This is a genomic window from Paenarthrobacter sp. 10N417, from assembly GCF_056394745.1.
Genome location: NZ_JBFTIL010000015.1, coordinates 36903 through 61742, shown reverse-complemented (window position 1 = coordinate 61742; position 24840 = coordinate 36903). Strand labels below are relative to the sequence as shown.

Annotated in this window: 19 protein-coding genes and 3 tRNA genes; 9 read left to right on the top strand and 13 right to left on the bottom strand. The window is 61.4% G+C overall.

All coding sequences use genetic code 11. From position 1 onward, the window contains the following. Positions 1-2: 2 nt before the first annotated feature. Both AC1DCM_RS17830 and AC1DCM_RS17825 read right to left on the bottom strand, forming a co-directional pair. Positions 3-959: an ABC transporter permease gene (locus tag AC1DCM_RS17830; protein WP_477519197.1), complete on the bottom strand. Its 957-nt coding sequence runs from the start codon at positions 957-959 to the stop codon at positions 3-5. Between the two features lie 101 nt (positions 960-1060). Continuing rightward, positions 1061-2683 (bottom strand): ABC transporter substrate-binding protein, encoded by a 1623-nt coding sequence (locus AC1DCM_RS17825; RefSeq protein WP_442017357.1) that lies wholly within the window; start codon positions 2681-2683, stop codon positions 1061-1063. Between the two features lie 349 nt (positions 2684-3032). On the opposite strand from AC1DCM_RS17825, the gene AC1DCM_RS17820 reads away from it, so the two are divergent. Continuing rightward, the gene (locus tag AC1DCM_RS17820; RefSeq protein WP_442017356.1) at positions 3033-3761 is read left to right on the top strand and encodes a FadR/GntR family transcriptional regulator; all 729 of its coding nucleotides are present in this window, start codon (positions 3033-3035) and stop codon (positions 3759-3761) included. Between the two features lie 204 nt (positions 3762-3965). Here AC1DCM_RS17820 and AC1DCM_RS17815 read toward each other — a convergent pair. Beyond that, positions 3966-4039 (bottom strand) — tRNA-Arg (locus AC1DCM_RS17815). A gap of 284 nt (positions 4040-4323) precedes the next feature. Between AC1DCM_RS17815 and AC1DCM_RS17810 the strand changes: the two genes are divergently transcribed. Then, positions 4324-6150, top strand: a complete 1827-nt coding sequence (locus AC1DCM_RS17810) for a phosphoenolpyruvate carboxykinase (GTP) (protein WP_477519196.1) — start codon at positions 4324-4326, stop codon at positions 6148-6150. Positions 6151-6266: 116 nt separating this feature from the next. Here AC1DCM_RS17810 and AC1DCM_RS17805 read toward each other — a convergent pair whose 3' ends face one another. The 4 genes from AC1DCM_RS17805 to AC1DCM_RS17790 form a co-directional block, all read right to left on the bottom strand. Continuing rightward, a complete protein-coding gene (locus AC1DCM_RS17805) occupies positions 6267-7439 on the bottom strand; it encodes a globin domain-containing protein (protein ID WP_477519195.1) in 1173 nt (390 codons plus the stop codon). Between the two features lie 141 nt (positions 7440-7580). Then, entirely contained in the window at positions 7581-8051 is a 471-nt protein-coding gene (locus tag AC1DCM_RS17800) for an RrF2 family transcriptional regulator (RefSeq protein ID WP_442004736.1), read from the bottom strand. Positions 8052-8074: 23 nt separating this feature from the next. Further along, entirely contained in the window at positions 8075-8530 is a 456-nt protein-coding gene (locus AC1DCM_RS17795) for a hypothetical protein (protein WP_442004737.1), read from the bottom strand. A gap of 12 nt (positions 8531-8542) precedes the next feature. Continuing rightward, the gene (locus AC1DCM_RS17790) at positions 8543-9961 is read right to left on the bottom strand and encodes a phosphomannomutase/phosphoglucomutase (RefSeq protein WP_442004738.1); all 1419 of its coding nucleotides are present in this window, start codon (positions 9959-9961) and stop codon (positions 8543-8545) included. A 141-nt stretch (positions 9962-10102) separates the two neighbouring features. On the opposite strand from AC1DCM_RS17790, the gene AC1DCM_RS17785 reads away from it, so the two are divergent. From AC1DCM_RS17785 to AC1DCM_RS17770, 4 genes are all read left to right on the top strand, one after another. Then, a complete protein-coding gene (locus AC1DCM_RS17785; RefSeq protein WP_442004739.1) occupies positions 10103-12268 on the top strand; it encodes a RecQ family ATP-dependent DNA helicase in 2166 nt (721 codons plus the stop codon). Positions 12269-12472: 204 nt separating this feature from the next. Continuing rightward, positions 12473-13906, top strand: coding sequence for an MFS transporter (locus AC1DCM_RS17780; RefSeq protein WP_442004740.1), 1434 nt, complete (start codon positions 12473-12475; stop codon positions 13904-13906). Positions 13907-14142: 236 nt separating this feature from the next. Continuing rightward, positions 14143-14283: a hypothetical protein gene (locus AC1DCM_RS17775; protein WP_442004741.1), complete on the top strand. Its 141-nt coding sequence runs from the start codon at positions 14143-14145 to the stop codon at positions 14281-14283. A 504-nt stretch (positions 14284-14787) separates the two neighbouring features. Continuing rightward, positions 14788-15135: a hypothetical protein gene (locus tag AC1DCM_RS17770; RefSeq protein WP_442004743.1), complete on the top strand. Its 348-nt coding sequence runs from the start codon at positions 14788-14790 to the stop codon at positions 15133-15135. Between the two features lie 37 nt (positions 15136-15172). On the opposite strand, the gene AC1DCM_RS17765 is transcribed toward AC1DCM_RS17770, so the two are convergent. From AC1DCM_RS17765 to AC1DCM_RS17750, 4 genes are all read right to left on the bottom strand, one after another. Beyond that, on the bottom strand, positions 15173-15550 hold the full coding sequence (locus AC1DCM_RS17765) for a hypothetical protein (protein WP_477519194.1): 378 nt from the start codon (positions 15548-15550) through the stop codon (positions 15173-15175). Beyond that, positions 15502-16830 (bottom strand): polysaccharide deacetylase family protein, encoded by a 1329-nt coding sequence (locus tag AC1DCM_RS17760; protein WP_477519193.1) that lies wholly within the window; start codon positions 16828-16830, stop codon positions 15502-15504. Before AC1DCM_RS17760 ends, AC1DCM_RS17765 begins: the two co-directional genes overlap by 49 nt. A 377-nt stretch (positions 16831-17207) precedes the next feature. Then, a tRNA-Ser gene (locus AC1DCM_RS17755) sits at positions 17208-17295 on the bottom strand. A 144-nt stretch (positions 17296-17439) separates the two neighbouring features. Further along, positions 17440-19713: a prolyl oligopeptidase family serine peptidase gene (locus AC1DCM_RS17750; RefSeq protein WP_442004745.1), complete on the bottom strand. Its 2274-nt coding sequence runs from the start codon at positions 19711-19713 to the stop codon at positions 17440-17442. A gap of 60 nt (positions 19714-19773) precedes the next feature. Between AC1DCM_RS17750 and AC1DCM_RS17745 the strand changes: the two genes are divergently transcribed. Next, positions 19774-21759, top strand: coding sequence for an FAD/NAD(P)-binding protein (locus AC1DCM_RS17745; protein ID WP_477519192.1), 1986 nt, complete (start codon positions 19774-19776; stop codon positions 21757-21759). Positions 21760-21928: 169 nt separating this feature from the next. Here AC1DCM_RS17745 and AC1DCM_RS17740 read toward each other — a convergent pair whose 3' ends face one another. Further along, a complete protein-coding gene (locus AC1DCM_RS17740) occupies positions 21929-22714 on the bottom strand; it encodes a VOC family protein (RefSeq protein ID WP_442017341.1) in 786 nt (261 codons plus the stop codon). Positions 22715-22912: 198 nt separating this feature from the next. Then, positions 22913-23003: transfer RNA gene (locus tag AC1DCM_RS17735), tRNA-Ser, on the bottom strand. A gap of 102 nt (positions 23004-23105) precedes the next feature. Between AC1DCM_RS17735 and AC1DCM_RS17730 the strand changes: the two genes are divergently transcribed. Next, positions 23106-24089, top strand: a complete 984-nt coding sequence (locus AC1DCM_RS17730; RefSeq protein ID WP_442017340.1) for an NAD(P)H-quinone oxidoreductase — start codon at positions 23106-23108, stop codon at positions 24087-24089. A 62-nt stretch (positions 24090-24151) separates the two neighbouring features. Next, the gene (locus tag AC1DCM_RS17725) at positions 24152-24694 is read left to right on the top strand and encodes a PadR family transcriptional regulator (protein ID WP_442017339.1); all 543 of its coding nucleotides are present in this window, start codon (positions 24152-24154) and stop codon (positions 24692-24694) included. Positions 24695-24840 lie beyond the last annotated feature (146 nt).

The following is a 24840-nucleotide window of genomic DNA, read 5'->3' as shown; positions in this document are numbered from 1 at the left end:
AGCTATACCGTCCTGATTCGGGGGTTGATGAGCAGGTAGAGAAGGTCAACCACGATGTTCACCAGAACAAAGGTGACCGAGATGGTGAGCACCACGCCCTGGACCAGATTGACGTCCAGGTTGGTGATGCCATTAAGGATCAGCTGGCCCATGCCGGGCAGGGCGAAGATCATTTCAATCACGACGGCGCCACCCAGCAGATAGCCCACGCGGAGTCCCAGCACGGTCACCGGGGTGACGAGGGCGTTGCGGAGAACATTCTTGGAAACCACTTCGCGGTAGGGGACACCGTTGCCGATGGCTGTGCGGACGTAGTCGCGGTCAAGCTCTTCCACCATCGAGGTCCGGACCACGCGGATCAGCGATGCCGATACCGGGATGCCCAGTGCCAGGGCCGGGAGGGCCATCGAGTTCAGCCAACCGCCAAAGCCGGATTCCGGCGTCGCAATTCCGCCTGAGGGAAACATCGGGTTGGCGCCGAGTGCGAACCACTGGATGAGCAGGATGCCCAGCCAGAACGACGGCGTGGCGATGGCGGCGATTGAGAAGACCCGGATCAACTGGTCCTGCCACTTGTCGCGGTAGAGGGCACCGAGGATTCCGAAAGCCAGGGACAGAACAATTGCGATAATGACGCCCAGAAAGGTCAGCTGAAGCGTCAGGGGGAACGCAGAGCCGATCATGGATGCCACTGACTTTGCCGGCGGGGTTGTGACGCCGAGATCCAACTGCAGCAGCCTCCCCAGGAAACGGAAGTATTGCAGGACCAGGGGATCGTTCAGGCCATTTTCCTGGCGGTACTGCTGCTTGGCTTCTTCGCTGGCACCGTCACCGAGGGCCGAGCTGGCTTGGTCGCCGGGGGCGGCCTGCAGGACGAGGAAGACGAGCAACGTAATGCCCAGGATCATCAATGGCAATGCTGCAAGCCTGCGGCCAAGCAGACGCAATATCGTGACCAATTTGTTCTCCGGTTTGGTTGGGGGTGCTGCTGGTTGTGGGGCCTGCTCTGCGCGCTACTTTGGGGATTCAGGCCGCAAAGCAGGCCTCGCAACTCAGGTTTCTAGGCGGTACGTCCGACGTCGATGAACGACAATCCGGTGGTGGGCAGCGGCTGGAAGCCCTTGAGCTTTTTCTCGTCCCAGGCGCTGGGAAGCTGGCGGTGAAGGACGGGGTACAGGGGGACCTCATCCGAGACCATGTCCACGATTTCGGCCACTACCTTCTTGGCGTCGTCGCCGGAAGCCTGCGATCCCTTGTTCATGAGTTCCTGCAGCTTGGTGCGCTCAGGAGTTGTCCAGAAGGCGCGCTTCTCCATCCACGTGGCACCGGAGTAGAACCAGCTCAGCAGCAGGTCAGCATCATTGCCGAACACGGATGGATCGCCCGGAGCCGCAACCACTGTGTAGTCACCCTTACCCACGCGGTCGCTGTAAAGGGCACCGGACTGGAGGCTTTTCACCGTGACCTTGACGCCAGGGATCTTGTTCCAGGACTCCAGGATCAGTGGTGCAACGTCCTTCACCCAGGCAGTGTCCGTAGTGAGGAGTTCGAATTCGAGGCTGCTGACGCCCGCCTGCTTGAGCAGGTCTTCGGCCTTCTTCGTGTCAAAACCGTAGACGTTCTTGGCCTTGACGTAGTCGGGGTGGCCTTCCTGGAAGTAGGAGCTGGCCGCCTTGGCGTTGCCGAACAGGGCCTTCTTGATGATGGCTTCCTTGTCCATGCCATAGTGCAGTGCCTGGCGGACGAGTTTGTTGTCGAACGGGGCCTTGGCGCAGTTGAACATGAGGAACAGCAGGCCGAAGGACTGGACTGATTCCACCTTGACCTTGGACTTCAGGCCGTCGACGTCCAGGTACGGAACGTCCTCGATGGCCTGGACGCGGCCGGATTGGACAGCAGTAACGCGGGCCGCAGCGTCCGAAAGGAGGAGCCAGGTCATGCCCTTGGCGAGTGCAGGCTTGGGGCCGTTGTAGTCTGCGAACGCTTCGAAGACGATCTTGTCGTCCTTGACGGCGGAGACCAGCTTGTAAGGACCGGAGCCGATTGGCTTGGCGTCGAAGGCCTTTAGATCGCTGGCGAGTGCCTTGGGGACCACCTTGACCACCGAAATTCGCGGCCCGAAGCCCGGGAAGGCGTACTTGAGCGTGAATTCCACTGTCTTGGCGTCCAGAGGCTTGACGTCCTGGATGAAAGGGATGAACTGGGAGAACAACGACTTGTTCGCCGGGTCCATGACGCGGGTAAAGGAAAAGGCCACGTCTTCGGTGGTGACGGGGGAGCCGTCGTGGAACTTGGCGCCGTCGCGAATGGTCACCTGGTAGGTGGTGTCGTTGACCTTTTTGGGATCCGTCGCTGCCAGGGCGTTGTAGGGCTGGCGCGTCGCCGGGTGGAGCTCAATGAGGCCTTCGAAGATGTGGAGGTTGGCTGCCATCGGTGTGGCTCCCGAAGAGCTCAGCGGGTCAAAGCCTGTGGAGAGGGCGTATGAGATGCCTGCCTCGATGATGAGGTCCTTGTTCACAGCCGCGGTGTTGGCTGCATTCCCCGTGGTGGTGCTGGCAGCGCCGCCACACGCGGAAAGGGTTGCCGTGAAGGCGGCGGCTGCACCAACTGCGCCGCTCAGCTTGAGGAAATTGCGGCGGCTGGCGTCATTGACCAGCGGCAGGCTGTTGATGGTCTTGCTCATAAAGGTGCCTCACCATTCGACTGTCGTGGGTTATCGGATGTAGGACGTCCGATGCTCGTATTGAAACTGTAAGTGTGGTCACAAGGGGACGTCAAGTGAGAGATGGATCACGGTGAGGCTGCCTGGGAAGCTGGAGCCTCGCGGCTCCTCGCCGCCCGGGCGCCAGAATGCGGAATTCTCAAGGAATTCCGAAGACATACCTATCAAGGAGGTGGGACATCCGATATTGTATGTTGCGAGTCACTCATTCTGCGGTGGGCATTAAGCTCGCCTCAATATTAACACCGCACTCCTTCGCATCCGAGGTTCATAGGCCTCTGCGGGAGGAGTGCATCGGCAAGGAGAGCCCATGACAACTTCCGGTGTCGTTCCGCAAGCGCGGTTCAGTGCACAGGCCCGGCTGCGTGCGTTGCAGTCGGACATTATGGAGCTCATCCTCGAGCGTGAGCTCGAGGCAGGTGACCCGCTGCCCACGGAGAGCGAACTTTCGGTCGCGCTCGGTGTAGGGCGCAACACCTTGCGCGAGTCCCTGAAAGTGCTGCAGGCCCTGGGTGTGATCGAGATCCGCCATGGCTTCGGGATGTTCGTGGCGCCCAGCAATTTCGATGCCTTGGCTGATGGCCTGACATTCCGGGGCCGGCTTTCCCTCCGGCACCAGGGACTCGAAGCCTTGCAGCTGGTGGACGTGCGGCAGGCCTTGGAGTCTGGGCTGATTGCCTCCTCCATCGATGTGATGACCAAGGAGCAGTTGGCGTCCATCGAGGAATCGGTGAAGCAAATGGAGGAACTCGCTGCCGCCGGCGAGAACTTCGTGGCCGCCGACGCCGAGTTCCATCGCCGCCTATTCGAACCCCTTAACAACGAGCTTCTGATCAACCTGATGGGGGTCTTCTGGAAGGTATACCGGAAGATCCACGTAGAGATCGGCGCCGGTATCGAGGACCTGGCCAAGACTGCCGCCATTCATCGGAACATCTATGCCGCCGTTGCGGCGGGAGACAAGGTGCTCGCGGCCGAGCTTCTCAACCGTCACTTCGATGGGATCCGCCGCCGCATCAGCGAGGCTGTGGGCGAGTAAGCGTCCGCACTTACGGCAAGGGCCGCCGTCGTACTTTTTCGGAACGTACGACGGCGGCCCTGTCCGTTTCTGCGCGCGGCTCACCCAACTGACTGGCATTAGTGGTTGTTATGAGCGCTCAAAACAACCACTAATGCCAGTTACTTGGGTCAGCCGGGCAAAACAAGAGACCCGCACCGGCGAACCGGTGCGGGTCTCTATCTGTGCGCCCAAAGGGATTCGAACCCCTGACCTTCTGTTCCGTAGACAGACGCTCTATCCAGCTGAGCTATGGGCGCATTTCGTGTGATTCTCGGCGGTCTGTTTCTCTGACCCCCTCGAACCTCAATAAACTTTACAGAAGTTCATGTGAAGTTCCAAATCGAAAAGCTGTAATCTAGACAACTAGACCGGTCTATGTGACCTTCCTCACTTAAATCGCGCTTCTGTGAAACTGGAACCTTGAATTCTAGGGGTTTTTCGTTTCGTCCCCACTGGACATCTGACGTCTGACAGGGGATTGGTCTGGTCCGGGACCCCTATCGTTTAGGACACACCACTGAACCCGAGGAAGGGAACCGCAATGGGCGATCTGGCGCGACTGCCGCTGCTTGAGAAGGCACCTACTACGCATGCACGCCTGCTGGCCTGGGTTGAGGAAGTAGCCGAGCTGACTCAGCCGGACCGCATCCACTGGGTTGATGGCAGCGAAGCAGAGAACAAGAAGCTGACCGACGAACTCGTCGAGGCCGGCACCCTGAAGAGGCTGAACCCGGAAACGTTCCCGAATTCCTTCGCGGCGTTCTCTGACCCGGCCGACGTTGCCCGTGTAGAGGAGCAGACCTTCATCTGCTCCGAGAACGAGCGCGACGCAGGCTTTACCAACAACTGGATGGCCCCGGCGGAGATGAAGCAGAAGCTGCGCGGCCTGTTCGCCGGCTCCATGCGCGGCCGCACCATGTACGTCATTCCGTTCGTCATGGGCCATCTGGATGCAGAGGACCCGAAGTTCGGCGTTGAGATCACTGACTCCGCCTACGTTGTAGCTTCCATGCGCATCATGGCCCGCATTGGCACGGACGTCCTGGACCGTATCACGCAAACAGATGCATTCTTTGTTCCGGCCCTCCACTCGCTGGGCGCTCCGCTGGAAGCCGGCCAGGCCGACGTCGCGTGGCCGTGCAACACGGACAAGTGGATCGTCCATTTCCCCGAAGAGCGCTCCATCTGGTCTTTCGGTTCCGGCTACGGCGGAAACGCCCTGCTGGGCAAGAAGTGCTACGCACTGCGTATCGCCTCCGTGATGGCCCGCGACGAAGGCTGGCTGGCCGAGCACATGCTCATCCTCAAGCTGACCTCGCCGGAGCAGAAGACTTACTACGTCTCCGCTGCCTTCCCGTCTGCTTGCGGCAAGACCAACCTCGCCCTGCTGGATCCCACCATCAAGGGTTGGAAGGTGGAGACCCTCGGTGACGACATCACCTGGATGCGTTTCGGCAAGGAAGGCGAGCTCCGCGCCGTCAACCCTGAGGCCGGCTTGTTCGGCGTCGCGCCAGGCACCGGTTGGGGCACCAACCCCAACGCCATGCGTGCCATTGCCAAGGGCAACAGCATCTTCACCAATGTTGCGCTGACCGATGACGGCGGCGTGTGGTGGGAAGGTATGACCGAGGAAACTCCGGCGCACCTGACCGACTGGCGCGGCGAGTCCTGGACTCCGGACTCCGACGCCCCGGCCGCACACCCCAACTCCCGCTTCTGCACGCCGATCGACCAGATCGACATGTTGGCCGAAGAGTACTTCAGCCCGGACGGCGTGGAGTTGTCCGCGATCCTGTTCGGCGGCCGCCGCAAGACCACCATTCCCCTGGTCACTGAGGCCCGCAACTGGTCCAACGGCATCTTCATGGGTTCCACGCTGTCCTCGGAGACCACCGCTGCTGCAGCTGGCGCCGTCGGTGTTGTCCGCCGCGATCCCATGGCAATGCTGCCGTTCATCGGCTACGACGCAGGTGACTACCTGAACCACTGGGTAAACCTGTCCGCCAAGGCAAACCCGGAGCGTCTGCCCAAGATCTTCCTGGTCAACTGGTTCCGTCGCACGGCTGAAGGCGGCTTCGCCTGGCCTGGCTTCGGAGACAACGCGCGTGTGCTCAAGTGGGCCATCGAACGCCTCGAAGGCAAGGCTGACGCCGTTGAAACCCCGATCGGTTTCGTACCGACCGGTGAATCCATCGACCTCGAGGGCCTGGACATGACCCCGGCTGAGGTTGAGTCGGCTGTTCGTGTCGACCCCGAGGAATGGGCAACCGAACTGGCGTCCATCGAGGAATGGTTCGCCAACTTCGGCGAGTCGCTCCCGGCGGCACTTCAGTCCGAGCTGGACGGTCTGAAGACCCGTCTGGGCTAGACCTCTTAGGAACAACGGCGTTCTTAAGTGAACGACGACGGCCCGTCACCTTTTGGATGAAAGGTGGCGGGCCGCCGTCGTGCTTCTGGCGCTTTTACAGTGTTTGCGGCTCTGCCTTAGTTCGCGAGCCACACGTCGGGGCCGAAAACTTCGTAGTGGATCCGGGTGGCCGGAATCCCGGCCTCGATTGCTTCGTCACGAATTTTCTTCATGAAGGGCAACGGCCCGCAGAGGTACAGGGAAGCGTCTGCCGGCACGTCGACTTCCCTCAGGGACATGAAGCCTGCCTTGGCGCGGTGCTCTTCGTTGCTGGGCTGCGGCGACTCGAGCCAGAGCTGCAGTTCGGCGTCAATGCTTGCGGCGTCTGCAGTCATTTGGCCGCTCAAGGCCCAACTGTCCATGGAGCGTTCGGCGTGCAGGACAAGAACCTGGCGATCGGTGCCAGCCTCAGCCAGAGAACGCAGGATCGAGGCCGTCGGCGTGCACCCGATGCCCGCTGATGCGAGCACAACCGGCCCCTCGCCGTCCTTGAGGGTGATCTCGCCGTAGGGGTTGGAGATTTCGAGTACATCGCCAGGCTCGACGGCGGTATGCAGGGCGGTGGACACCTCACCACCGTCGTTTAGCTTGGTGGTGAAGATCCGGCTGGTGCCGGCGTCGCCTGACAATGAATACTGCCGCACTTGGCGCAAGCCGTCAGGGAGGGCAACCTTGACGCTCACATACTGGCCGGCCAGGGCCGGTGTTACCGGAGTGTCGTCGGCAGGTTCCAAGGTGAATGTCATGGCGTCCTTGCCAGCCGGTACCTTGGAAACCACGCGCCAGGGCATCCACATTTTATTGTTTGACTGGGAGGCATAGAGGTCCTTTTCGAGCTTGATCAGGGCGTCTGCCATAAGCCAGTAAACCTCGGTCCATGCCTCGGCGATTTCCGGTGTAATGACGTCTGACAGGTCGGCCGCGATTGCTGCGAAGAGGTGCTCGTAGACCACTCCGTACTGCTCTTCGGCGATGCCCAGTGAGGCGTGCTTGTGGGCGATCCGGGCCAGGACCTTTTCCGGGAGGGTGCCCGGGTTGTTCACCAGATGGGTGGCGAAGGCGGCGATGCTCCCGGCGAGTGCCTGTTGCTGATCACCCGAGCGCTGGTTGGAGCGGCTGAAGAGTCCATCGAGCAACTCGGGGTGCGCTGCAAAGAGACGCGTGTAGAAATCGGCGGTGATGTCACCAATACGCGAGCCCACCAGCGGAAGAGTGGCTTCAATAATGGGGCGGGATTTTTCCGAGAGCATGGTTCTCCTGAGGTAGGGGCCCGGCTGGGTCATTCGGACCGTCACAATACAAGCATTTCGAATGCCTATATTTACATCTCAATTTCTACTCCTTGTAGAAAAGATGTGCAAATCGAAGCGCAGGCCTGCTCGGACGACCGGTCAGGGCAGGGTTGCGGGGGACCTGAATTCGGGCCGGAGGCCAATTGTTTGGAAGACCGGATTCATCTGCCGGGCATGAGGGAGGGATGAGATGACGACGGTGTCCAGCTCGCGATAGAACGCTTCGCGGGCCCGACTCATTGCGTGACGGAGACCGCACTCTGTGATGAGGGGGCAGTCATGGGTGGGGGACTGGCATTCCGCCGGATCCTGCCGGCTGTCCAAGTGGCGAAGGAGTTGGCCAACGGTCGCTTGTCTCCCCGCTTCATTAAGGCGCGAGCCACCCAGGCGGCCTCGTTCCACATCAATCAATCCAAGGCTCCGCAATCGGACCATGGCCTTGCTGACGTGGTTGTACGGAGTTCCCACGGCGTCGGCCACAGCCTGGGTTGTCAGCAAGGTGCCCTCAGGGGCGGACGCCAACACCATAACGGCGCGGAGGCTGACATCTGCGAACGCGTTGATTTTCATGGGATCAGCCTACGTAGTCAGGTCTAGTCCACCCAGAGCGAGGGCTCGTGGGTGTCAGGCTCAAGGGCGCCGAAGTCGAACCCTTCAGCGGTGTGGACGTAGGGGATGACGGCTGCCATGACCCCACCATCCCGGTGCTCGGCAGTGCCGTGGATGCCATCCGAGCCGTGCTCGGGCAGCGCGACATCACTTGCGATGGCCACGGCCCGGTAATCGTTCCGTCCCTGGCGAAGTAATTCCTCGACGTCCGTCAACATTGCCCCCGCGTCAATGTGACCGTCTTCGTCCGGCTCTCCTGGAGAAACCATGACAATCCGCACCTCACCCTCATGTGAAAGCGTGATGCCAAAGGGGAGAAAGCCGCCGTTCTGCAGTATGTGCTCCTGGGCAGTTCCCAGTGCAGTACCCAGAATCTCCCGGAGTTCACGCTCCTGGACGGTCCCGGTGGAATCGGCGTCGTCGATGGGCTGCTCGCTCATGTTTGCCGGTCCCTATGCCCGGACCAGAGTCAGGACGCGGTCGCGGATTTTTTCCATGGTGGGCAGGTCTTTGGCTTCGGCGTTCAAGCGGAGGAAGGGCTCGGTGTTGGAGGGGCGCAGGTTGAACCACCAGCTGCCGTCCTTGGCACTGAAGGTGCTGCCGTCCATGTGGTCGATCTCGACGTCATCGTTCTGGAAATCAAGGCGGACCCGCTCGATCGCGCCTGCTTTGTCGTCGATCTCGGAGTTGATTTCACCGGAGGAAACGTAGGGCTCGTACTGACGCCCGAGTTCGGAGAGGGGACCGTCCTGCTCGCCCAGGGCTGCCAGGACATGCATGGCGGCGAGCATTCCGGTGTCCGCGTTCCAGAAATCCCGGAAGTAGAAGTGAGCAGAGTGCTCCCCGCCGAACACGGCACCTTCTTCGGCCATGACGGCTTTGATGAAGGAGTGCCCGACGCGCGTCCGGACCGCCCGGCCGCCGTCCTTGGCCACGAGTTCGGGAACGGCCTTGGAGGTGAGCAAGTTGTGGATGATCACCGGGGCCTGTTCCCCGGAAGCCTGGGCGCGGGCGATCTCCCTGCGCGCGACCATGCCGGTGATTGCCGACGGCGAGACGGGCTCGCCCTTTTCATCGATCACGAAGCAGCGGTCAGCGTCGCCGTCGAAGGCAAGGCCGATGTCGGCGCCGTGCTTGATCACGGCCGCCTGGAGGTCGCGGAGGTTTTCCGGTTCCAGCGGGTTGGCCGGGTGATTCGGGAACGAGCCGTCCAGTTCGAAATAGAGCGGGATGATCTCGAACGGCAGGGCCGGGAGGAGTTTGTTACCGAGCACCGCCGGGGTGGTCAGCCCGGCCATACCGTTGCCCGCGTCCACGACGATCTTCAACGGACGGGAACCGGAAAGGTCCACGAGCTGGCGCAGGTATTCGGAGTAGTCCTTCAGCACGTCCCGAACACCGATCTGCCCGCGCGTAGCCGCGGCGGGGATGCTGCCTTCGTTCAGGTACTGCTCGGCGAGGGCCTGGATTTCCTTCAGGCCGCTCTCGGAGGAAATCGGTTGAGCCCCGGCCTTGGCCATTTTGATGCCGTTGTACTCGGCGGGGTTGTGGCTGGCGGTGAATGTGGCACCGGCTGCGTTCAGGGCACCGCAGGCATAGTAGAGCTCGTCGGTGGAGATCAGGTCCAGCAACTGGACGTTGGCGCCGCGCCTGGCAGCACCGTTCGCGAAGGCCTGGCTGAACTCCGGCGAGGACGGGCGCATGTCTCCGCCAACAAGGACAGTTTCACCCTCAAGGCCCAGAACGTCGATGAAGGCAGCACCGACTGCCTCGACGATTTCAGCCGTGATGGATTCCCCCACGATGCCCCGGACGTCGTACGCCTTGAAGGAAGCCGAGAGGTCGAAGTTCTTGTTCTGCTCGCTAGTCACGGGCTCAATCCTACTGTGGCAGCGCAATTGAGCATGAACCGGGGAAGCTGCTATGTGGAAAGCCAGTCCGGTGACGGGCAGTTTTCCACATAGCCGCGACCACCGGTTCTGGCTGTCAGGGGCTGCTGGAATACTGGATCCATGGCCAACAACTCCCCAAATGCTGCTGTTTCCGTGGAATCCCCTACCCGCCAGAAGGCTTTGGCTTGTCTTCGTGAGCTTGTGGGGCATCCGGAAGCAGACTTCCATGACGGCCAGTTCGAGGCCATAGAGGCATTGGTGGACGCCGGGCGCCGTGCGTTGGTGGTTCAACGCACGGGTTGGGGAAAATCCGCCGTCTACTTCGTCTCCTCATTGTTGCTGCGCCAACGGGGCGCGGGTCCCACGCTGATCGTGTCTCCTCTTCTCGCGCTGATGCGGGACCAAGTGGCAGCGGCCGCACGGGCGGGAGTCCGGGCAGTGGCCATCAACTCGGCCAACGCGCTTGAGTGGGATACTGTCCTGGCCCAGTTGGCAGCTGACCAGGTAGACGTTCTCCTGGTGTCGCCCGAGCGCCTCACCAATCCCTCGTTCAGGGAGAACCAGTTGCCCGAGCTGATCCGGAGGACCGGATTGCTCGTTATTGATGAGGCCCACTGCATCTCCGATTGGGGCCACGACTTCAGACCCGATTACCGGCGCATCGCGGATCTCATTGCCCAACTGCCCGAGTCGGTTCCAGTCCTGGCCACCACGGCTACCGCCAACTCCCGTGTGGTTCACGATATTGAGGAACAACTCGGAGACGGAGTGTTGACCATCCGGGGTGCACTGGGCCGCGAGTCACTGCGGCTCGGCGTTCTCAACTTGTCCGACTCCCGTGATCGCCTGGGCTGGCTGCTGACGCACCTGGCGGACCTCCCTGGCAGCGGAATCATTTACACGCTGACCGTCTCAGCCGCAGAGGACACTGCCCGGCTTCTTTCCGAGGCTGGACACAATGTCTTGTCCTACACCGGCCGCACGGATCCTGCCGATCGGGAGCGGGCAGAGCAACTCCTCAAGGACAACCAGGTCAAGGCGCTTGTGGCCACCTCGGCATTAGGGATGGGATTCGACAAACCCGACCTTGGGTTCGTGATTCACCTCGGAGCGCCGTCCTCGCCGGTTGCCTATTACCAACAGGTTGGCCGAGCTGGCCGAGGCGCCGCCAACGCCGACGTCCTGTTGCTTCCAGGCTCCGAGGACCGCGAAATATGGCAGTATTTTGCCACCGCATCCATGCCCTCAGCAGAAAAGGCCGACGCCGTCTTGAGGGTGCTTGGTGAGGCGAATTCGGCCATGTCCACGGTGGCGCTGGAAGCCCGCGTGGACCTTCGGCGCACGCCTCTGGAACTCCTCCTCAAGGTCCTGGCCGTTGACGGGGCAGTTGAACGCGTGGGTGGCGGTTGGCGGGCGACCGGACGGTCATGGAGCTACGATGCAGAGCGATACGCGCGTATTGCGGAAGCGCGGGTGGATGAGCAGGATTCCATGGTGATTTACCAGGACACCGCAGGTTGTCGCATGGAATACATCACCTCGGTGCTCGACGACGAGACCGCCGCCCCTTGCGGCCGTTGTGACAACTGTGCTGGACGCTGGTTCCCAGTGGACATCGCAGCTGCCGCGGTTGATGCAGCAGGCCAGACGCTTCGTCGAGCCGGGATCGCCGTGGAACCGCGGCTCCAGTGGCCCAGCGGGATGGACAGGCTGGGTGTGGGAGTCAAAGGCAAGATCAAGCCGGACGAAAGCATTTCCGAAGGCCGTGTCCTGGCAAGGCTGACAGACCTGGGTTGGGGTGGTGCGCTCCGCGAGCTCTTTGCCGCCGGAGCACCCGATAGGGCCGTGGACCCCGCTATGCTGCAGGCCTGCGTTCAGGTGCTGCGCGAATGGTCGGGGGCCGACGGTGGAACTGCCTGGAGCGGGGTGGGGCGCCCGGCAGCCGTTGTCAGCATTCCCTCAAGGAGCAAGCCACAACTTGTGGACTCCCTGGCGCAGGGAATCGCGGGCATAGGGCGGATGCCATACCTGGGTCAACTGCAGCCAGAGCACGGTGGTCCCACAGGATCACGTGGCGGCAACAGCGCTTACAGGCTCGCGGGAGTATGGGACCGTTTGGCCGTCGGCCCGGAACTGGCACAGGCCCTGGCAGGCATTGGTGACCAGCCAGTGCTCTTGGTGGATGACCTCATCGACAGCCGCTGGACAGTGACCGTTGCGGCGAGGGCGCTCAGGCGGTCCGGAGTAGGTGCCGTGCTACCGCTCGCCCTGGCCCAGGCGGGGTAGCGCGCACTCGGCGTAGGGCGCTGGCGGGAAACGCTCAACTGGGAAACGTTTAACGGGGGTAGTGCTTCAAGGGCGGTTGTGCGCTGAAAAGCGTCATGTTGTGAACGCTCCCACGGTGTCTCTATAGGATCGAGCAAACACGAGGATCGAGCAAACACGCCCGCCTGCTGCTGCGGGCCACCAGACAAGACTTGGACCGGAGCCATGAGCACAAACCCGAGCAACACCGACGTCGAAGCGGCCAATGAAACAAGTTGGCGCCCGCGCCTGGCACTGCTGGTCGCGGCAACGTTCTTCATGGAGTTTCTCGACGGAACTATCCTCACCACGGCCATCCCCAGCATTGCGGCCGATTTCCGGGTGGCGCCTGCTGATATCAACATCACGATGACCGCCTATTTAGTGACGGTGGCTATGGGGATCCCGTTGAGCAGTTGGCTTGCCGAGCGGTTCGGCGCCCGCAGGATATTCTGCCTGGCGATATCGGTGTTCACTATTGCCTCCCTTTTCTGCGCAGTAAGCACCGACTTGACCATGCTGACGTTGAGTCGGGTGGCGCAGGGCGTGGGCGGCGCCATGATGGTTCCTGTGGGCACTCTGGTCGTTTTGCGGGGCACGCCCAAATCCGAGCTTCTCCGCGCCACCGCCTATTTGGTATGGCCAGGCCTCCTTGCCCCCGTTTTGGCTCCCATGGTTGGCGGCGCGCTCACCACTTTCCTGTCATGGCACTGGATCTTCATCATTAACGTGCCCCTCGGCCTGGCTGCCTTCATTGCGGCACTGAGGTTGGTTCCGCGGACTCAATTTGATGCCAACCGCCGACTTGACTGGTTTGGCCTGTTGCTGACTACCTTGGGCGTGGGTTCCCTTGTGGTGGGACTGGAGACGCTGGGTGGACACGCATCCAATGTGCTGGCTGGTGTGGTGGTGACTGCCGGCGTGGTGTCCCTGGCTGGCGCCGTCTGGTGGATGAGCAAAGCAAGGGTTCCGCTGTTCAACCTCAGCGTATTTGGCACCAGGACTTTCAGGGCGACATCCACGGGCGGATTCATTTACCGGCTCACCATCAGCTCGGTTCCGTTCCTGCTGCCTCTCATGTTTCAGGATGGATTTGGCTGGGATCCCTTGAAGGCCGGGGTTATGGTCGCCGCAGTCTTCGTGGGCAACATCGGGATCAAGCCGGCCACCACACCCCTGATAAGGCGCTTCGGGTTTAAGCCGGTGCTCGTCTTTGCATCGTTCGCGTCAGCCGTGACGTTTGCCTTGTGTGCGTTCCTTAATGCCCAAACACCCGAGCCCCTGATTTTCGCTCTGTTGCTGCTCAGCGGTGCCTTCCGATCCATCGGATTCTCCGCTTACGCGTCCGTGCAGTATGCCGATATCGTCCCGGGGCAGCTGCCCTCGGCAAACGCTATCTCCGCCACGCTCGTACAGTTGGCGGCTGCGGCAGGTATCGCCGTGGGGGCCTTGTTCCTGAGGCTGTTCGAGACAACGGATGTGCTCGGGGCGGACCACGTGGCGGCCTACAAGGGGGCCTTCATAGCCATGGCTGTCCTCATGCTGGTCAGCACAGTGGACAGCCTGACCCTGCACCGGCACGCTGGCGCGGAAGTCAGCCACGGAGCCAAGCGGGGGTGACGTGGCGCAGCTACCCCCTGGAGTTAGTCCGCGAGGGTAGCAACCGCAGCGTCCACAGAATTGACAACGGAAAGTCGGTCCCCGTTCCCCGCCACAACGAGATCACTGCCAAGAAATTCATCGAGCAAATTGGAGAATGACATGAAGCTCAGCGCTCCGGCGGCCGGTGGGCAATCGAGGTACCCGAAATTCAGGGCCTCTACACGCAGGCAAAGCGCCTGGAACAGGTGGAAACGATGGTCAAAGACGCGGCAGCGCTGATGACGGGTCGTCCAGAAACAGACTTCGTCGTGGAAGTCATCCCCGAAGTCGACAAGTCGACGTTGGAAGCAGTGGAGGCTGCCAACGAATACAGCCAGATCCTCAAAGGCTCGTAGCTGGCCGGATTGGGCAGCGGTTCGACGCCGTGCATGGCGTCGTGTGAGGAATGTTGCATTGCCGTAACACGCGTTTTCAACTACTGTCAGGATCTAACGAGACGAGGTGCACGATGAGCGATATCAGCGATTGGGATGATGATCACAAGCACTCGCACACATCCTCATGCGACCACCAGGGCGCTCGCTCTCTGGACGTTGGCCCGGCGCGRGAAACCCCTGAGCAGTATGCGGAGAGAGTCGATACCATTACCAACGACCCTCACCGCATCGAGAAGCGCAAGCACATAGCTGCAGCTCTCACCGTACCGCGTCGCCGCTAGACCTTTGCTTGAACTAGTCGAAGCCGAGCATAAGCATCGTCAGTTCCTACACCTATTCTGGTGCGGTCCCATACCTTTTCGTGAAGCGAAACAGCGCCGAACACCGCATCCAGAGCAGTACGCGATCGAAGTCCAATCCATCGTTCGCAACCTTCGCCCCCGTGCGAAGTATCCGGAGAGAATGCACATCTGCTACCTGGATGAGTATGAACTCGTGAAATCCGTCGCCTGGGCCAGGTTCGTAGGGTCTACGGATGGACACCATCGTGCATCGTTCTACGTACTCGCCACACACCTGCTGTTCACTCGGCAGGGCGCCGGACAACAGACGTACACGCACGTGATAGGCGATCTTATTGAGCTGGCGCAAGACGCGTCGGACTTCAAGTCTCTGACTGTCACTGCACTCGTTCATCCGGACAATGTCGCATGTAGGACGCTTCTTACACACAATCATTGGGTGCATTCGGACATGGACGTGGACGGGCTGCACGAGGAGTGGGCCCTCGTCGTGAAGGTCCAAGACTAGCCCTGGCGAGCCATTCGTTCACTGGTCCGCCTAAGGGTCACACCGCATACAGGTGTGCATTGGTGGTGGTCGCGTCGATGCTCACCTTGAGGCTGGTTAGATCATTGGGGATCGTGGCGGGGTGCCTGAGCTGGAGCGTGCCACGGGCCGGGATCGTGTGGGTTTTCGTGGACTCGCCCACCATCGATGTCACAGTTGCTCCAGCAGCGCCCGTCACCGTGGCCGTGAGCTCGCGCGTGGATCCGGGTATGTTCTGCCGGTACTGCGGGTACAAGATGGTTGCCGAGTAGGGGTTGCCTGAGGTTGCGGTGAGGATGTCGTCACGGTGACTTGTGGAGCTGTCAGCCACGGCAAGCCCGGACTTCGTCAGGACCATGACGTGGCCGGCGTCGCGCGCTGCATCGAGGTAGTCCATGGTTGCTGTGAAGTCAGCCAGAGACATATACCCGGGGAGCCGATGTTGTTGGAGTGCCACATCATCACGACGCCGACCTTCCAGTCCCGTGATCGGTCAATCAGCGTTTTGGCTGCGGTGAGGGTGTAGGAATCGACGCTGTAGTGGATTTGGCCGTCTCGGAGGACGCCGTCGATGGGTCGGTAGTAGGAATCCATGAAGTACCCGGAGGCGAGTGCGTGATATGCCGAGATGAGTGACCCTGCGTACGTGTCGGTCCAACCGGCGATGGTGTCCGAAGGCATGTACCCGTCGTAGGACATGGCCGAGCCGCCTGGGGGTGCGAAACAGTCGATCGGAATGCGTGGCATTTTTACCCGGAGTGTCTGCAGGGCGCCGATCAGGGTGGTTTCGATGGCTGCGTCGCCTGTTGCATTGAGATGGTTGGAGCCGTGATTCCACACTTCGCCGCCGCTCTCGATGCAGTATTTTTGCATTGTCGTGAACTCGGACGGATCAATCGGTGTCCCACAGATCGACTCTGAGGTTGAGACGCGAGTGAACGGAAGTCCACGCTTTACTAGTTCCGGTAGGACCCTGGTACGAAATTCCACTGGGGCGTCGTCGAAGCGGAGGGCAATAGCACCGTTACCGTTGGTGCCTATCCGGCCACCTTTGCGAGCAGTTAGCCGCTGTTGAAGGATCGAACGACGAATGGGACCGGGATCGTTGGAACCAACGCCGTCGGCTGGCGCCCACGCCTGATCTGCACCGGCGAGGGTGCGGGCTCGTTTGAACTCAATCGGTGCGACGTCGCCATCCTCCATTGAGGTGAACGTTTGAATGCTTCCGTCGCCGACGGGGAACTTCACGAAGATTCCGGGCCGTTCGCGTGGCAGACCTAGCGCGCGGGCGACCACTACATTGGACACGACGTAGACGCCGGGGGCAATCGTGGCGAGGTCGGCGGTCGAGGTGAGTGCGGTGTCGTGCCAGAATATTGAGCTGGGCACCTCTGTCCATGCTGACGTGAGACCGCTGAGTCGGGACTGAAGGAACAGTCTGGTGCCAGACACTTCAATGGACTGGTAGATGCGAGTGAGCGCACCCGAACTACCCACCGACACCGTAGTAAGAGCGCCAGGGCGAGAACTGGGCAGACCTAGCCTCTCGGCGATCCTTCCATTGGTAACCCCATAGACACCAGACTTGAGGGCGTCCATGTCGTCTGTGGCTGCCAGCGTCCGCTGGTAAAACGACGCGCCAGCGAGCAAAGCAGCAAGCGCCGCATTCATTGCCATGGCAAGAGCATTGACATCGCCAGCATCAGGTCCACGTTCGGCTCAATGATTGGCAGGCTGTAGGGCGGCAAAGATGAAGTCACGTTGGTCCTTCCAGGGGCATGACAAAGGCCCCGACTGGTGATCGGAGCCTATCAAGACGTGAGAGTCTCGTGTCAGATAGTCGTGTCGAACTGTTGGTGTGTCTGTGGCAGAGGCTCAAGAGCCTGCCGCTCTTGGTCTGTCAGCCCGTATGGAACTGCCTTGTTGTACCGCTCAAGTGGTGTGAGTGGTCCGTGTGGGTGCCACGCCCGTGGTACCGCTTGATTATGGGAGGTTTCGCGGAGCAGGGGGTCTTAAACGCAAAAGGTCCCGGTTCGAAAACCGGGACCAATTCGCGGAGACGGGGGGATTTGAACCCCCGGTGGAGTTGTGCCCCACACTTCATTAGCAGTGAAGCCCATTCGGCCGCTCTGGCACGTCTCCATTTGCTATTGCTAGCCCACCAAGGATACGCAGAACGTGCCGTCCAGTGCAAAACCGCCTTCGATAAGCTGCCCATTTCGATGCCTCGCTGCCGGACATGCCGTTCGCACGGCATAGCGTGCAGCGAGCCATCGAAATGGAACGTCAGTTGCTCCCGGCCAGCACACGCCAGAGGAAGTGGTTGCTTCGCGCTTGGAGTGCGGCGGCCTGCCTGTTGTCCGAGGCGCCCGCATGCCCGCCCTCGAGTGCCTCGTGGAACCAGACATTCGGGATACCCATTGCCTGCATCCGCGCTGCCATCTTTCGGGCTTGGACGGGGCCTACCCGATCATCCGAGGTCGCAGTCCAAATGAAGGTTTCGGGGTACTCGACGCCGTCATGAAGCAGGTGATATGGCGAGAAGGTGCGGATGAACTCCCACTGCTCGGGCACGTCGGGGTCTCCATATTCCGCGATCCATGAATATCCTGCGGAGAGTTTGGTGTAGCGGCGCATGTCCAGCAATGGCACGCCGCAGGACACCGCACCGAACAATTCGGGGTACTGGGTCAGCATGTTGCCCACCAACAGCCCGCCATTTGAGCCGCCCACGCAACCGAGTCGACGGCGGCTGGTCACGCCGCGGGAGATCAGGTCCTGTGCCACGGCGGCAAAGTCTTCGTAGGCGCGGTGCCGCCTTTCCTGCAGCGCGGCCCGGTGCCATGAGGGTCCGTATTCGCCGCCGCCACGGATGTTCGCCACAACATATACGCCGCCGCGTGTGTGCGAGCCGGGACCGTCAGCCAAGGCAGCAGCGGAAGTGCGGCGCTCCAGCCAAGCCCTGCCAATGGTGCCACTGTAGGCGGGGGTGCGTGAAACTTCGAAGCCGCCATAGCCGGAAAGCTGCGTAGGATTCTGTCCATCGAGGACCAGGTTCTTGGATGCCACCTGGAAGTAGGGGACTTTGGTCCCATCCGCCGAGACCGCGAAATGTTGTTGGACCTCATAGTCACCATCGTTGAAGAACGACGGGGAACGCTTTACCACCGCATGCTGGCTCGCCACGCCTGCAGTCGGGTTGCCGGATGAAGCCACGCCGGATGAAGGAACCTCGCCAGCGCTGAGGGTGCCGCGGGTGAGGGTAGTGGGCGTAGTGAAACCCGTGGCGACCAACCAGTAGTCATTTCCCGCCCCGAAATCGTCTTCGTCGTCCACGGCATACGCATTGACGTCGTGAAGCGGCGGGCACGCGTCCAGTACGGTGGCGACCCAGCCGGCGTCGGAATCCACACGGGAAGGGTCCAGCACCCTGATTTCGGAAGAGACGTCGCGCAGGAGGTTGAGCAGCAGATAGTCCTTGGTCCAACTCCATGACTGCAGCGACGTGTGATCATCGGGGGTAAACAGCACCACAAATTGCCGCGATCCAGCCAAGTAGCCCTCGAAGTCCGCGGCGAGCAAGGAACCGGCTGGGTAGGTAACGCCGGAAACGTCCCAGTCCTTCTGAGGACGGAACATCAGCCACTCTCGGTGGGCGCTGATGTTCACGTCGGTGGGCGCGTCGATCGCAACCCACGAGTCGTCGCGAAGCAGCCACGTATTGCGGTTGTAGAAGTCGATGTAATCTACGGCGAAGGTCCGTTCGAAGCCCGGGGTTGAGTCGTGGGCCACGATGGCCAGCATGTGGTCTTCGGGGATGTCGAAGATCCGCTCGGCCTGGGCAAGGGATTGGCCGCGACGCAGTTTCACGCCGGTCCGGGCGTACGAGGAGGTGGTTGCAGGCAACCCCTCTGCCGTACTGGAGACCAGCAGCGTGTCCGCATCCAGCCAACTCACGTTGCCTTTTGCCGTGGGCAGATCGAATCCGCCAGCGGCAGGGTCAACAAAGGTGCGGGATTCGACGTCGAACTCGCGGTGACGGTTGGCGTCACCACCATCGGGGGACAGCGAAAGCATCGCGAAGCGGTACGTGCCCCCGTCCAAAGGACGGAGGAACCCGGCTCCATGAAACACCCACTCGACGCCTTCCGCGGCGGCGAGGGCATCGATATCCAGCAGTATGTCCCATTCGGGTGCCTCGGAAACGTAGCTCTCCCAGGTTGTTCGCCGCCAAAGACCCTTGGGGTGCTCCTGGTCCTTCCAGAAGTTGTAGTAGTAATCGCCGCGCTTGTTCACCATGGCAATCCGGTCCGTCGAGTCCAGGACCTCCAGAATGCCGGCTTCAACCGCTGCGTAGTCTGTGTCCTCCAGCAAATCCTCGGTTCGCGCGTTTTGTTCGCGGACCCAGGCCAGCTGTTCTTCGCCGTGAATGTCCTCCAACCACACGTTCTCATCCGTGGGTTCGGGTGCAATGGTCGCAGCATGGCGAGGCCCGGACTTGGTCTCCGGATCCGTGTCATTGTCAGGAAGGGGCGTCTGATCAGCTTCTGTGGTGGTCATCGCCCCATCCAAGCAACACTTTTCAACTGGAAGCAAGTCACGCAGAAGTTAGGCTTGAGCGTGGCTAAATCGCAAATCAATCGTGTTGCCCTCATTGGGGCCGGCCCCCGGGGCACAAGTGTCCTTGAGCGGTTGCTCGCGAATTGGGCTGCGGGGGCCACCAGCCGCGCAAACCGGACCGATACACAGTCCCGCACACTGCACATCCACGTTGTGGATCCTTTTCCTGCCGCGTCAGGCCATGTGTGGCAGCCGGAGCAGTCCAGGCTGTACCTGATGAACACGCAGGCGTTCTATCCGACGCTCATCCCTGAAGACCCCAAGCTCGCGCCGCCCCTCGCAGGCGGTTCCTTCGACCAGTGGCGCGCTGCCCGACGTCGTGATGGAGAGGGCCTGGACGATGCCGAAAAGGCGGAGTTGGCCACACTCGAGTCCCACGATTTTCCCAGCCGGGCGCTCTACGGACGGTACCTGCGGCAGACTTTGGCAGAGCTGCTTCAGCGAATACCCGACGGCGTGGAGGTCACCTTCCATGACACGTCGGCCGTAGCGGCACGCCCGGTCCCGGCCAGCTCAGGCATCACAACTGGGCAAGCGTTCGACGTCGAACTCGCCGACGGCTCTACGCTCACCGTCGGCTCCGTGGTCCTCGCGCTGGGGCATATCGAGTCCCGTTTGAATCCCGAGCAGCGTTCGTTCCAACGGGCGGCCGATGAACACGGCCTCCTCTATTTCCCGCCTGCACCGCCGGCCGACGTCGACTGGCAGCGGGTGCCGGATAACGAGCCCGTCCTGGTGCGTGGGATGGGACTGAATTTCTTCGATGTCATGGGCCAGCTGACTGAGGGGCGCGGGGGCAAGTTCGTCGAAGCCGGCGTACCGGGAGCCGGAGTTCTCGAGTACCGGCCCTCTGGCAGGGAACCCCGGATCATCGCAGCGTCCCGGCGGGGCACCCCGTATCGGGCAAAGGCCGGCCTGACAGGGTATTACCCCCGCAGCATCACCATGCGTTATCTGACTGAGGCAGCGGTGGACCGTTTCAGAGCAGCCGGTATCCAGCCCGGATTCGACCATGATCTTTGGCCACTGCTGCACCGCGACGCCCTGTGGGCCTATTACTCCACCCTGGCAAGGTCGCAGCCTGCCGCTATTCGCGATGCGGCGCAGTTCCTCGCAGACCTCGTGGATGCTTTGCAGCCCCACGCCCACACCACTGCCAAGTGGGAAAGCGATGTCGCAGCCTTGGTGGACAAGCATGTGGTTGCCTCCCGCCGACTCAATGTCCGCGGGCTCGCTGCGCCGTTGGCCGGCCGGACGTTCGCGTCCCGCCGGGAACTGGATCTGGCCGTAACGGCATATCTTGACGACGATGCACGACGCTCCGCACTGGGCGAAGCGGATCCCGTGAAAATGGCAATTGGCGCCCTGCACACTGGCAGGGCGATCCTGAAGTCCGTTGTGGCTGATGGTGGTATCACGGACGAATCGTGGGTCGCTGAATTGCGCGGATGGTTCGAATCGTTCGTCGAAGGCCTTGCGAGCGGGGCCCCGGCACTGCGTTCGGAGCAGCTGGCTGCTTTGGCGCGTGCCGGCGTCGTTGGTTTCGTTGGGCCGGACCCGAAGTTCAGTGTGGATAGAAGCGCCAAGGTTTTCCGGGCGGTCTCGCCGTGGGTCCACGACAAGCCCGCCGAGGCGCCCACTTTGATTGAAGCGATGTCGCCGGCCAACCGGGTGGGCATGAATATTTCTCCACTCCTGGAACAACTCATGGCCGACGGCCTCGTCCGAACCAAAATCATGATGAGCGCCGAGGGTACGCCGGTGCAGACCACGGGACTGGATGTGGAACCGCACCCGTATAGGCCTGTGGCGTCAAACGGCTCTGTGACCCGGGGGATGTATGTTTTGGGGCTGCAATTGTCGGCCACTCAGTGGGGAACAGCCATTGCCGCAGAGGCGCGTCCAGCGACAGGGAAGGCTTTCGCCAGCGGCCAGCGAACCCTGCGGGATGCGGACGAAATCGCTCGTAGCATTCTGGGCAGCTAGCTGCTTTTGCTGCACATCTGGTTCGCTGTAAGGAGTTCCAAACGCAACTCGAGAAGGACGCCAAGCGCGCGGAGGAACCGGAGCTGGCTAAGAAGTAACCGGCACTGCACGGGTCCTGCTGGCTGCCTCTGCTCGGGAGGCAGCCAGCAGGAACCGGGCGTTCAGTGGTTTAGCTGGCTGGCGTCATATTCTGGATCACCTTGAAGACGGCACCTGTAGGGTCCGACAACGTGGCCAACCGTCCAAAGGGAGTATCTTCTGCAGCTTCCATGACGGTAGCGCCCAGGGCTTTGGCCTGTTCCACGGTGGCGTCGGTATCGTCAACCGCGAAATACACGCTCCACATGGACGGAACCTGCTCCGGAAGGAAACCGCCAGCGTCCATAATGCCGGCCTTGGCATCGTCGCCAGCGCCCAAAGTGGTGTAGCGGAACTCCGGGGTATCGCTCATGACCGCAGTATCCCAACCGAAGACGTTTTGGTAGAAGCTGACGGCCGACTCGTAGTCCTTCGCGAGTAGCTCGTGCCATGCCGGGGCACCGGACTCTGCCGCGACCTCATAGCCCTTCATTTCACCGAACTGCCAGGCTCCGATTGAGGCACCTGAAGAGTCGCCATACATGGCCATGCTGCCCTGTTCGGGAACATCCATGGGCTCGAGGTAGACCTGGCCACCGTTGGCGGCAGCGGCCTCGGTGGTGGCTTTGATGTCGTCCGTGCGCAAGTACGTTGACCACACATCCGGCATGGCACCCATGTCTTCCTGCTTCTGCATGATGCCCGCAACCATGCGCCCATCTTTGGAAGCTGTGATGTAGCCCCCGTACTTCTCCTGGTCGCCCGTCTGGTAAGTCCAGCCAAAGAGTGCGCTGTAGAAGGACTTGGCTTTTTCCGTATCAGATGTCATCAGATCAATCCAGCACGGTGCGCCGGTGGTGATGTCAGGCCTAGGCATAAGTGAGGCTCCTGTGTTTGCTCCGCGGCGAAAGCCACGGCTGTTGTCGACGTTGTGAGGACAAGCAGAACACTATGCGGGGGCTATGACAGTTTCAATGATCTTCTGGGTGTCAGTTCTCAGATCCGGATGAGTGTCCAACTTCTGGCCCGGTTTTAAGCCAAAAATGCCCCGGGTTCGTGAACCCGGGGCATCTGCTGGCGGAAGGTAAGGGATTTGAACCCTTGGTACGGGGTTACCGCACACTGGTTTTCAAGACCAGCTCCTTAGGCCGCTCGGACAACCTTCCCTGCCTAGTAGTGTTTCATAGGGAGTTGGCTGTTCCAAAACATCACGTGCTCCAGTCCCTGCCCCGGGCCTGGATGTACAAGCAAGAAACCGGGAGTTCGTCATGAAAGCCGTCTTTATTTCCGAACCAGGCGGACCCGAAGTCCTCGAAGTCCGTGACGTACCGGCACCGGTGCCGGGCGAGGGCGAAGTACTGATCGACGTCGTAGCTGCTGGCCTCAACCGTGCCGACGTCCAGCAGCGCCGCGGCTTCTACCCGCCGCCGCCAGGGGCCTCGGAAATTCCCGGGCTGGAGGTCTCCGGCCGCATCGCCGCGTTCGGGCCAGGAGTCACCAAAGCCTTCTCAGTGGGAGACAAAGTAGTGGCGCTGTTATCGGGCGGGGGATATGCCCAGCAGGTCGCCGTGCCCGCAGAGCAAGTACTGCGACTACCCGACGGCGTAGACCTGGTCACCGCTGCGGCACTGCCCGAGGTGGCGGCAACCGTGTACTCGAACCTCGTCATGACGGCCCAGCTACAACCCGGGGAGACTGTCCTCATCCACGGCGCCACCGGCGGCATCGGCACCATGGCCATCCAGCTCGCCAAGGCGTACGGGGCAAAGGTAGCCACCACCGCCGGCTCTGACGAAAAAGTTGGCACAGCAAAGGCCTTCCTCGGTGCCGACATCGCCATCAATTACAACGAGGAAGACTTCCCTGAAAGCCTCAAGGCTCAAAACGGAGGCAAAGGCGCGGACGTGATCCTCGACGTCGTGGGCGCCAAGTACCTGCAACAAAACATCGAAGCGCTCGCCGACTACGGCCGGCTGATCGTCATCGGCCTGCAGGGCGGAACCAAAGCCGAGATAAATCTGGGGCAACTGCTCAGCAAGCGCGCCGCCGTGATCGGCACGGCCCTTCGGCCCCGGCCGGTGGCCGAAAAGGGCATCATCATGTCCGCCGTACGGGAGTCCGTGTGGCCCATGCTCGCAGATGGCCGCATCAAGCCCCTGGTGGCCAAATCATTTCCGATGGATCGGGTCCGCGAGGCACATGAATACTTTGATTCCGGAGAGCACGTAGGAAAGGTCCTCCTGCTCCTCTAACAGTCACAGCAGCCCCTTCCACGCAGGACGTCCGCCAACCACCCCCAGTAGCGAGGAGCCTCATGTCCATCCGGCACAGTCTGCTTGCCCTGCTTCAGGACCAGCCCCGGTATGGCTATGAGCTGCGCGTGGAATTCGAGGACCGCACGGGTGCTGCCTGGCCACTGAACATCGGTCAGGTGTACACCACGCTGGACCGGCTTGAGCGCGATGGCCTTGTCAGCAAAGACGGCGACGACGGCGGCGGCCACGTGGTTTACAGCATCACTGAAGCCGGGGTCGAGGAAGTTGCGGCCTGGTTTGAGGGAGCCGTCGACCGCGACAACCCGCCGAGGAATGAAATTGCGATAAAGCTTGCGCTCGCCGTGACGTTGCCGGGCGTGGACGCCTCTGCAGTCATCCAGTCCCAGCGCGAAGTTTCCGTTCGCGCCCTGCAGGAACATACGCAAACGCGGAAGGCCGTCTCAGCCAACCAACGCTCCTCAGACACCGCATGGCTCCTGGTGCTCGATTCCCTGATCTTTCAAGCCGAGGCGGAAGTGCGCTGGCTGGATCTTTGCGAGGCGCGCATGGTTCAGTCGCAGGGCAACAGAGGGCTCAGTTAGTACGCCCACCGCAGGGGTACTACCGCTTATCGCAGGACCATGGGCGTTCCGGTGTCACCTGCACGTTCTGTATGTCCTCTTTGTTAGCGTGCCCTGACTGTTCAGCGCACCCGCGGCCACCACCGCAGCAGTTCTCAAGGAGGAGA

Excerpts from the sequence above, each read along its gene's own strand:
- AC1DCM_RS17810 (WP_477519196.1), top strand. The coding sequence starts at position 4,324 with ATGGGCGATCTGGCGCGACTGCCGCTGCTTGAGAAGGCACCTACTACG.
- AC1DCM_RS17740 (WP_442017341.1), bottom strand. The coding sequence starts at position 22,714 with ATGCCTAGGCCTGACATCACCACCGGCGCACCGTGCTGGATTGATCTG.
- AC1DCM_RS17730 (WP_442017340.1), top strand. The coding sequence starts at position 23,106 with ATGAAAGCCGTCTTTATTTCCGAACCAGGCGGACCCGAAGTCCTCGAA.
- AC1DCM_RS17725 (WP_442017339.1), top strand. The coding sequence starts at position 24,152 with ATGTCCATCCGGCACAGTCTGCTTGCCCTGCTTCAGGACCAGCCCCGG.
- AC1DCM_RS17750 (WP_442004745.1), bottom strand. The coding sequence starts at position 19,713 with ATGACCACCACAGAAGCTGATCAGACGCCCCTTCCTGACAATGACACG.
- AC1DCM_RS17775 (WP_442004741.1), top strand. The coding sequence starts at position 14,143 with ATGGTCAAAGACGCGGCAGCGCTGATGACGGGTCGTCCAGAAACAGAC.
- AC1DCM_RS17760 (WP_477519193.1), bottom strand. The coding sequence starts at position 16,830 with ATGGCAATGAATGCGGCGCTTGCTGCTTTGCTCGCTGGCGCGTCGTTT.
- AC1DCM_RS17770 (WP_442004743.1), top strand. The coding sequence starts at position 14,788 with ATGCACATCTGCTACCTGGATGAGTATGAACTCGTGAAATCCGTCGCC.
- AC1DCM_RS17795 (WP_442004737.1), bottom strand. The coding sequence starts at position 8,530 with ATGAGCGAGCAGCCCATCGACGACGCCGATTCCACCGGGACCGTCCAG.
- AC1DCM_RS17780 (WP_442004740.1), top strand. The coding sequence starts at position 12,473 with ATGAGCACAAACCCGAGCAACACCGACGTCGAAGCGGCCAATGAAACA.
- AC1DCM_RS17785 (WP_442004739.1), top strand. The coding sequence starts at position 10,103 with ATGGCCAACAACTCCCCAAATGCTGCTGTTTCCGTGGAATCCCCTACC.
- AC1DCM_RS17825 (WP_442017357.1), bottom strand. The coding sequence starts at position 2,683 with ATGAGCAAGACCATCAACAGCCTGCCGCTGGTCAATGACGCCAGCCGC.
- AC1DCM_RS17765 (WP_477519194.1), bottom strand. The coding sequence starts at position 15,550 with ATGGACTACCTCGATGCAGCGCGCGACGCCGGCCACGTCATGGTCCTG.
- AC1DCM_RS17805 (WP_477519195.1), bottom strand. The coding sequence starts at position 7,439 with ATGCTCTCGGAAAAATCCCGCCCCATTATTGAAGCCACTCTTCCGCTG.
- AC1DCM_RS17800 (WP_442004736.1), bottom strand. The coding sequence starts at position 8,051 with ATGAAAATCAACGCGTTCGCAGATGTCAGCCTCCGCGCCGTTATGGTG.
- AC1DCM_RS17820 (WP_442017356.1), top strand. The coding sequence starts at position 3,033 with ATGACAACTTCCGGTGTCGTTCCGCAAGCGCGGTTCAGTGCACAGGCC.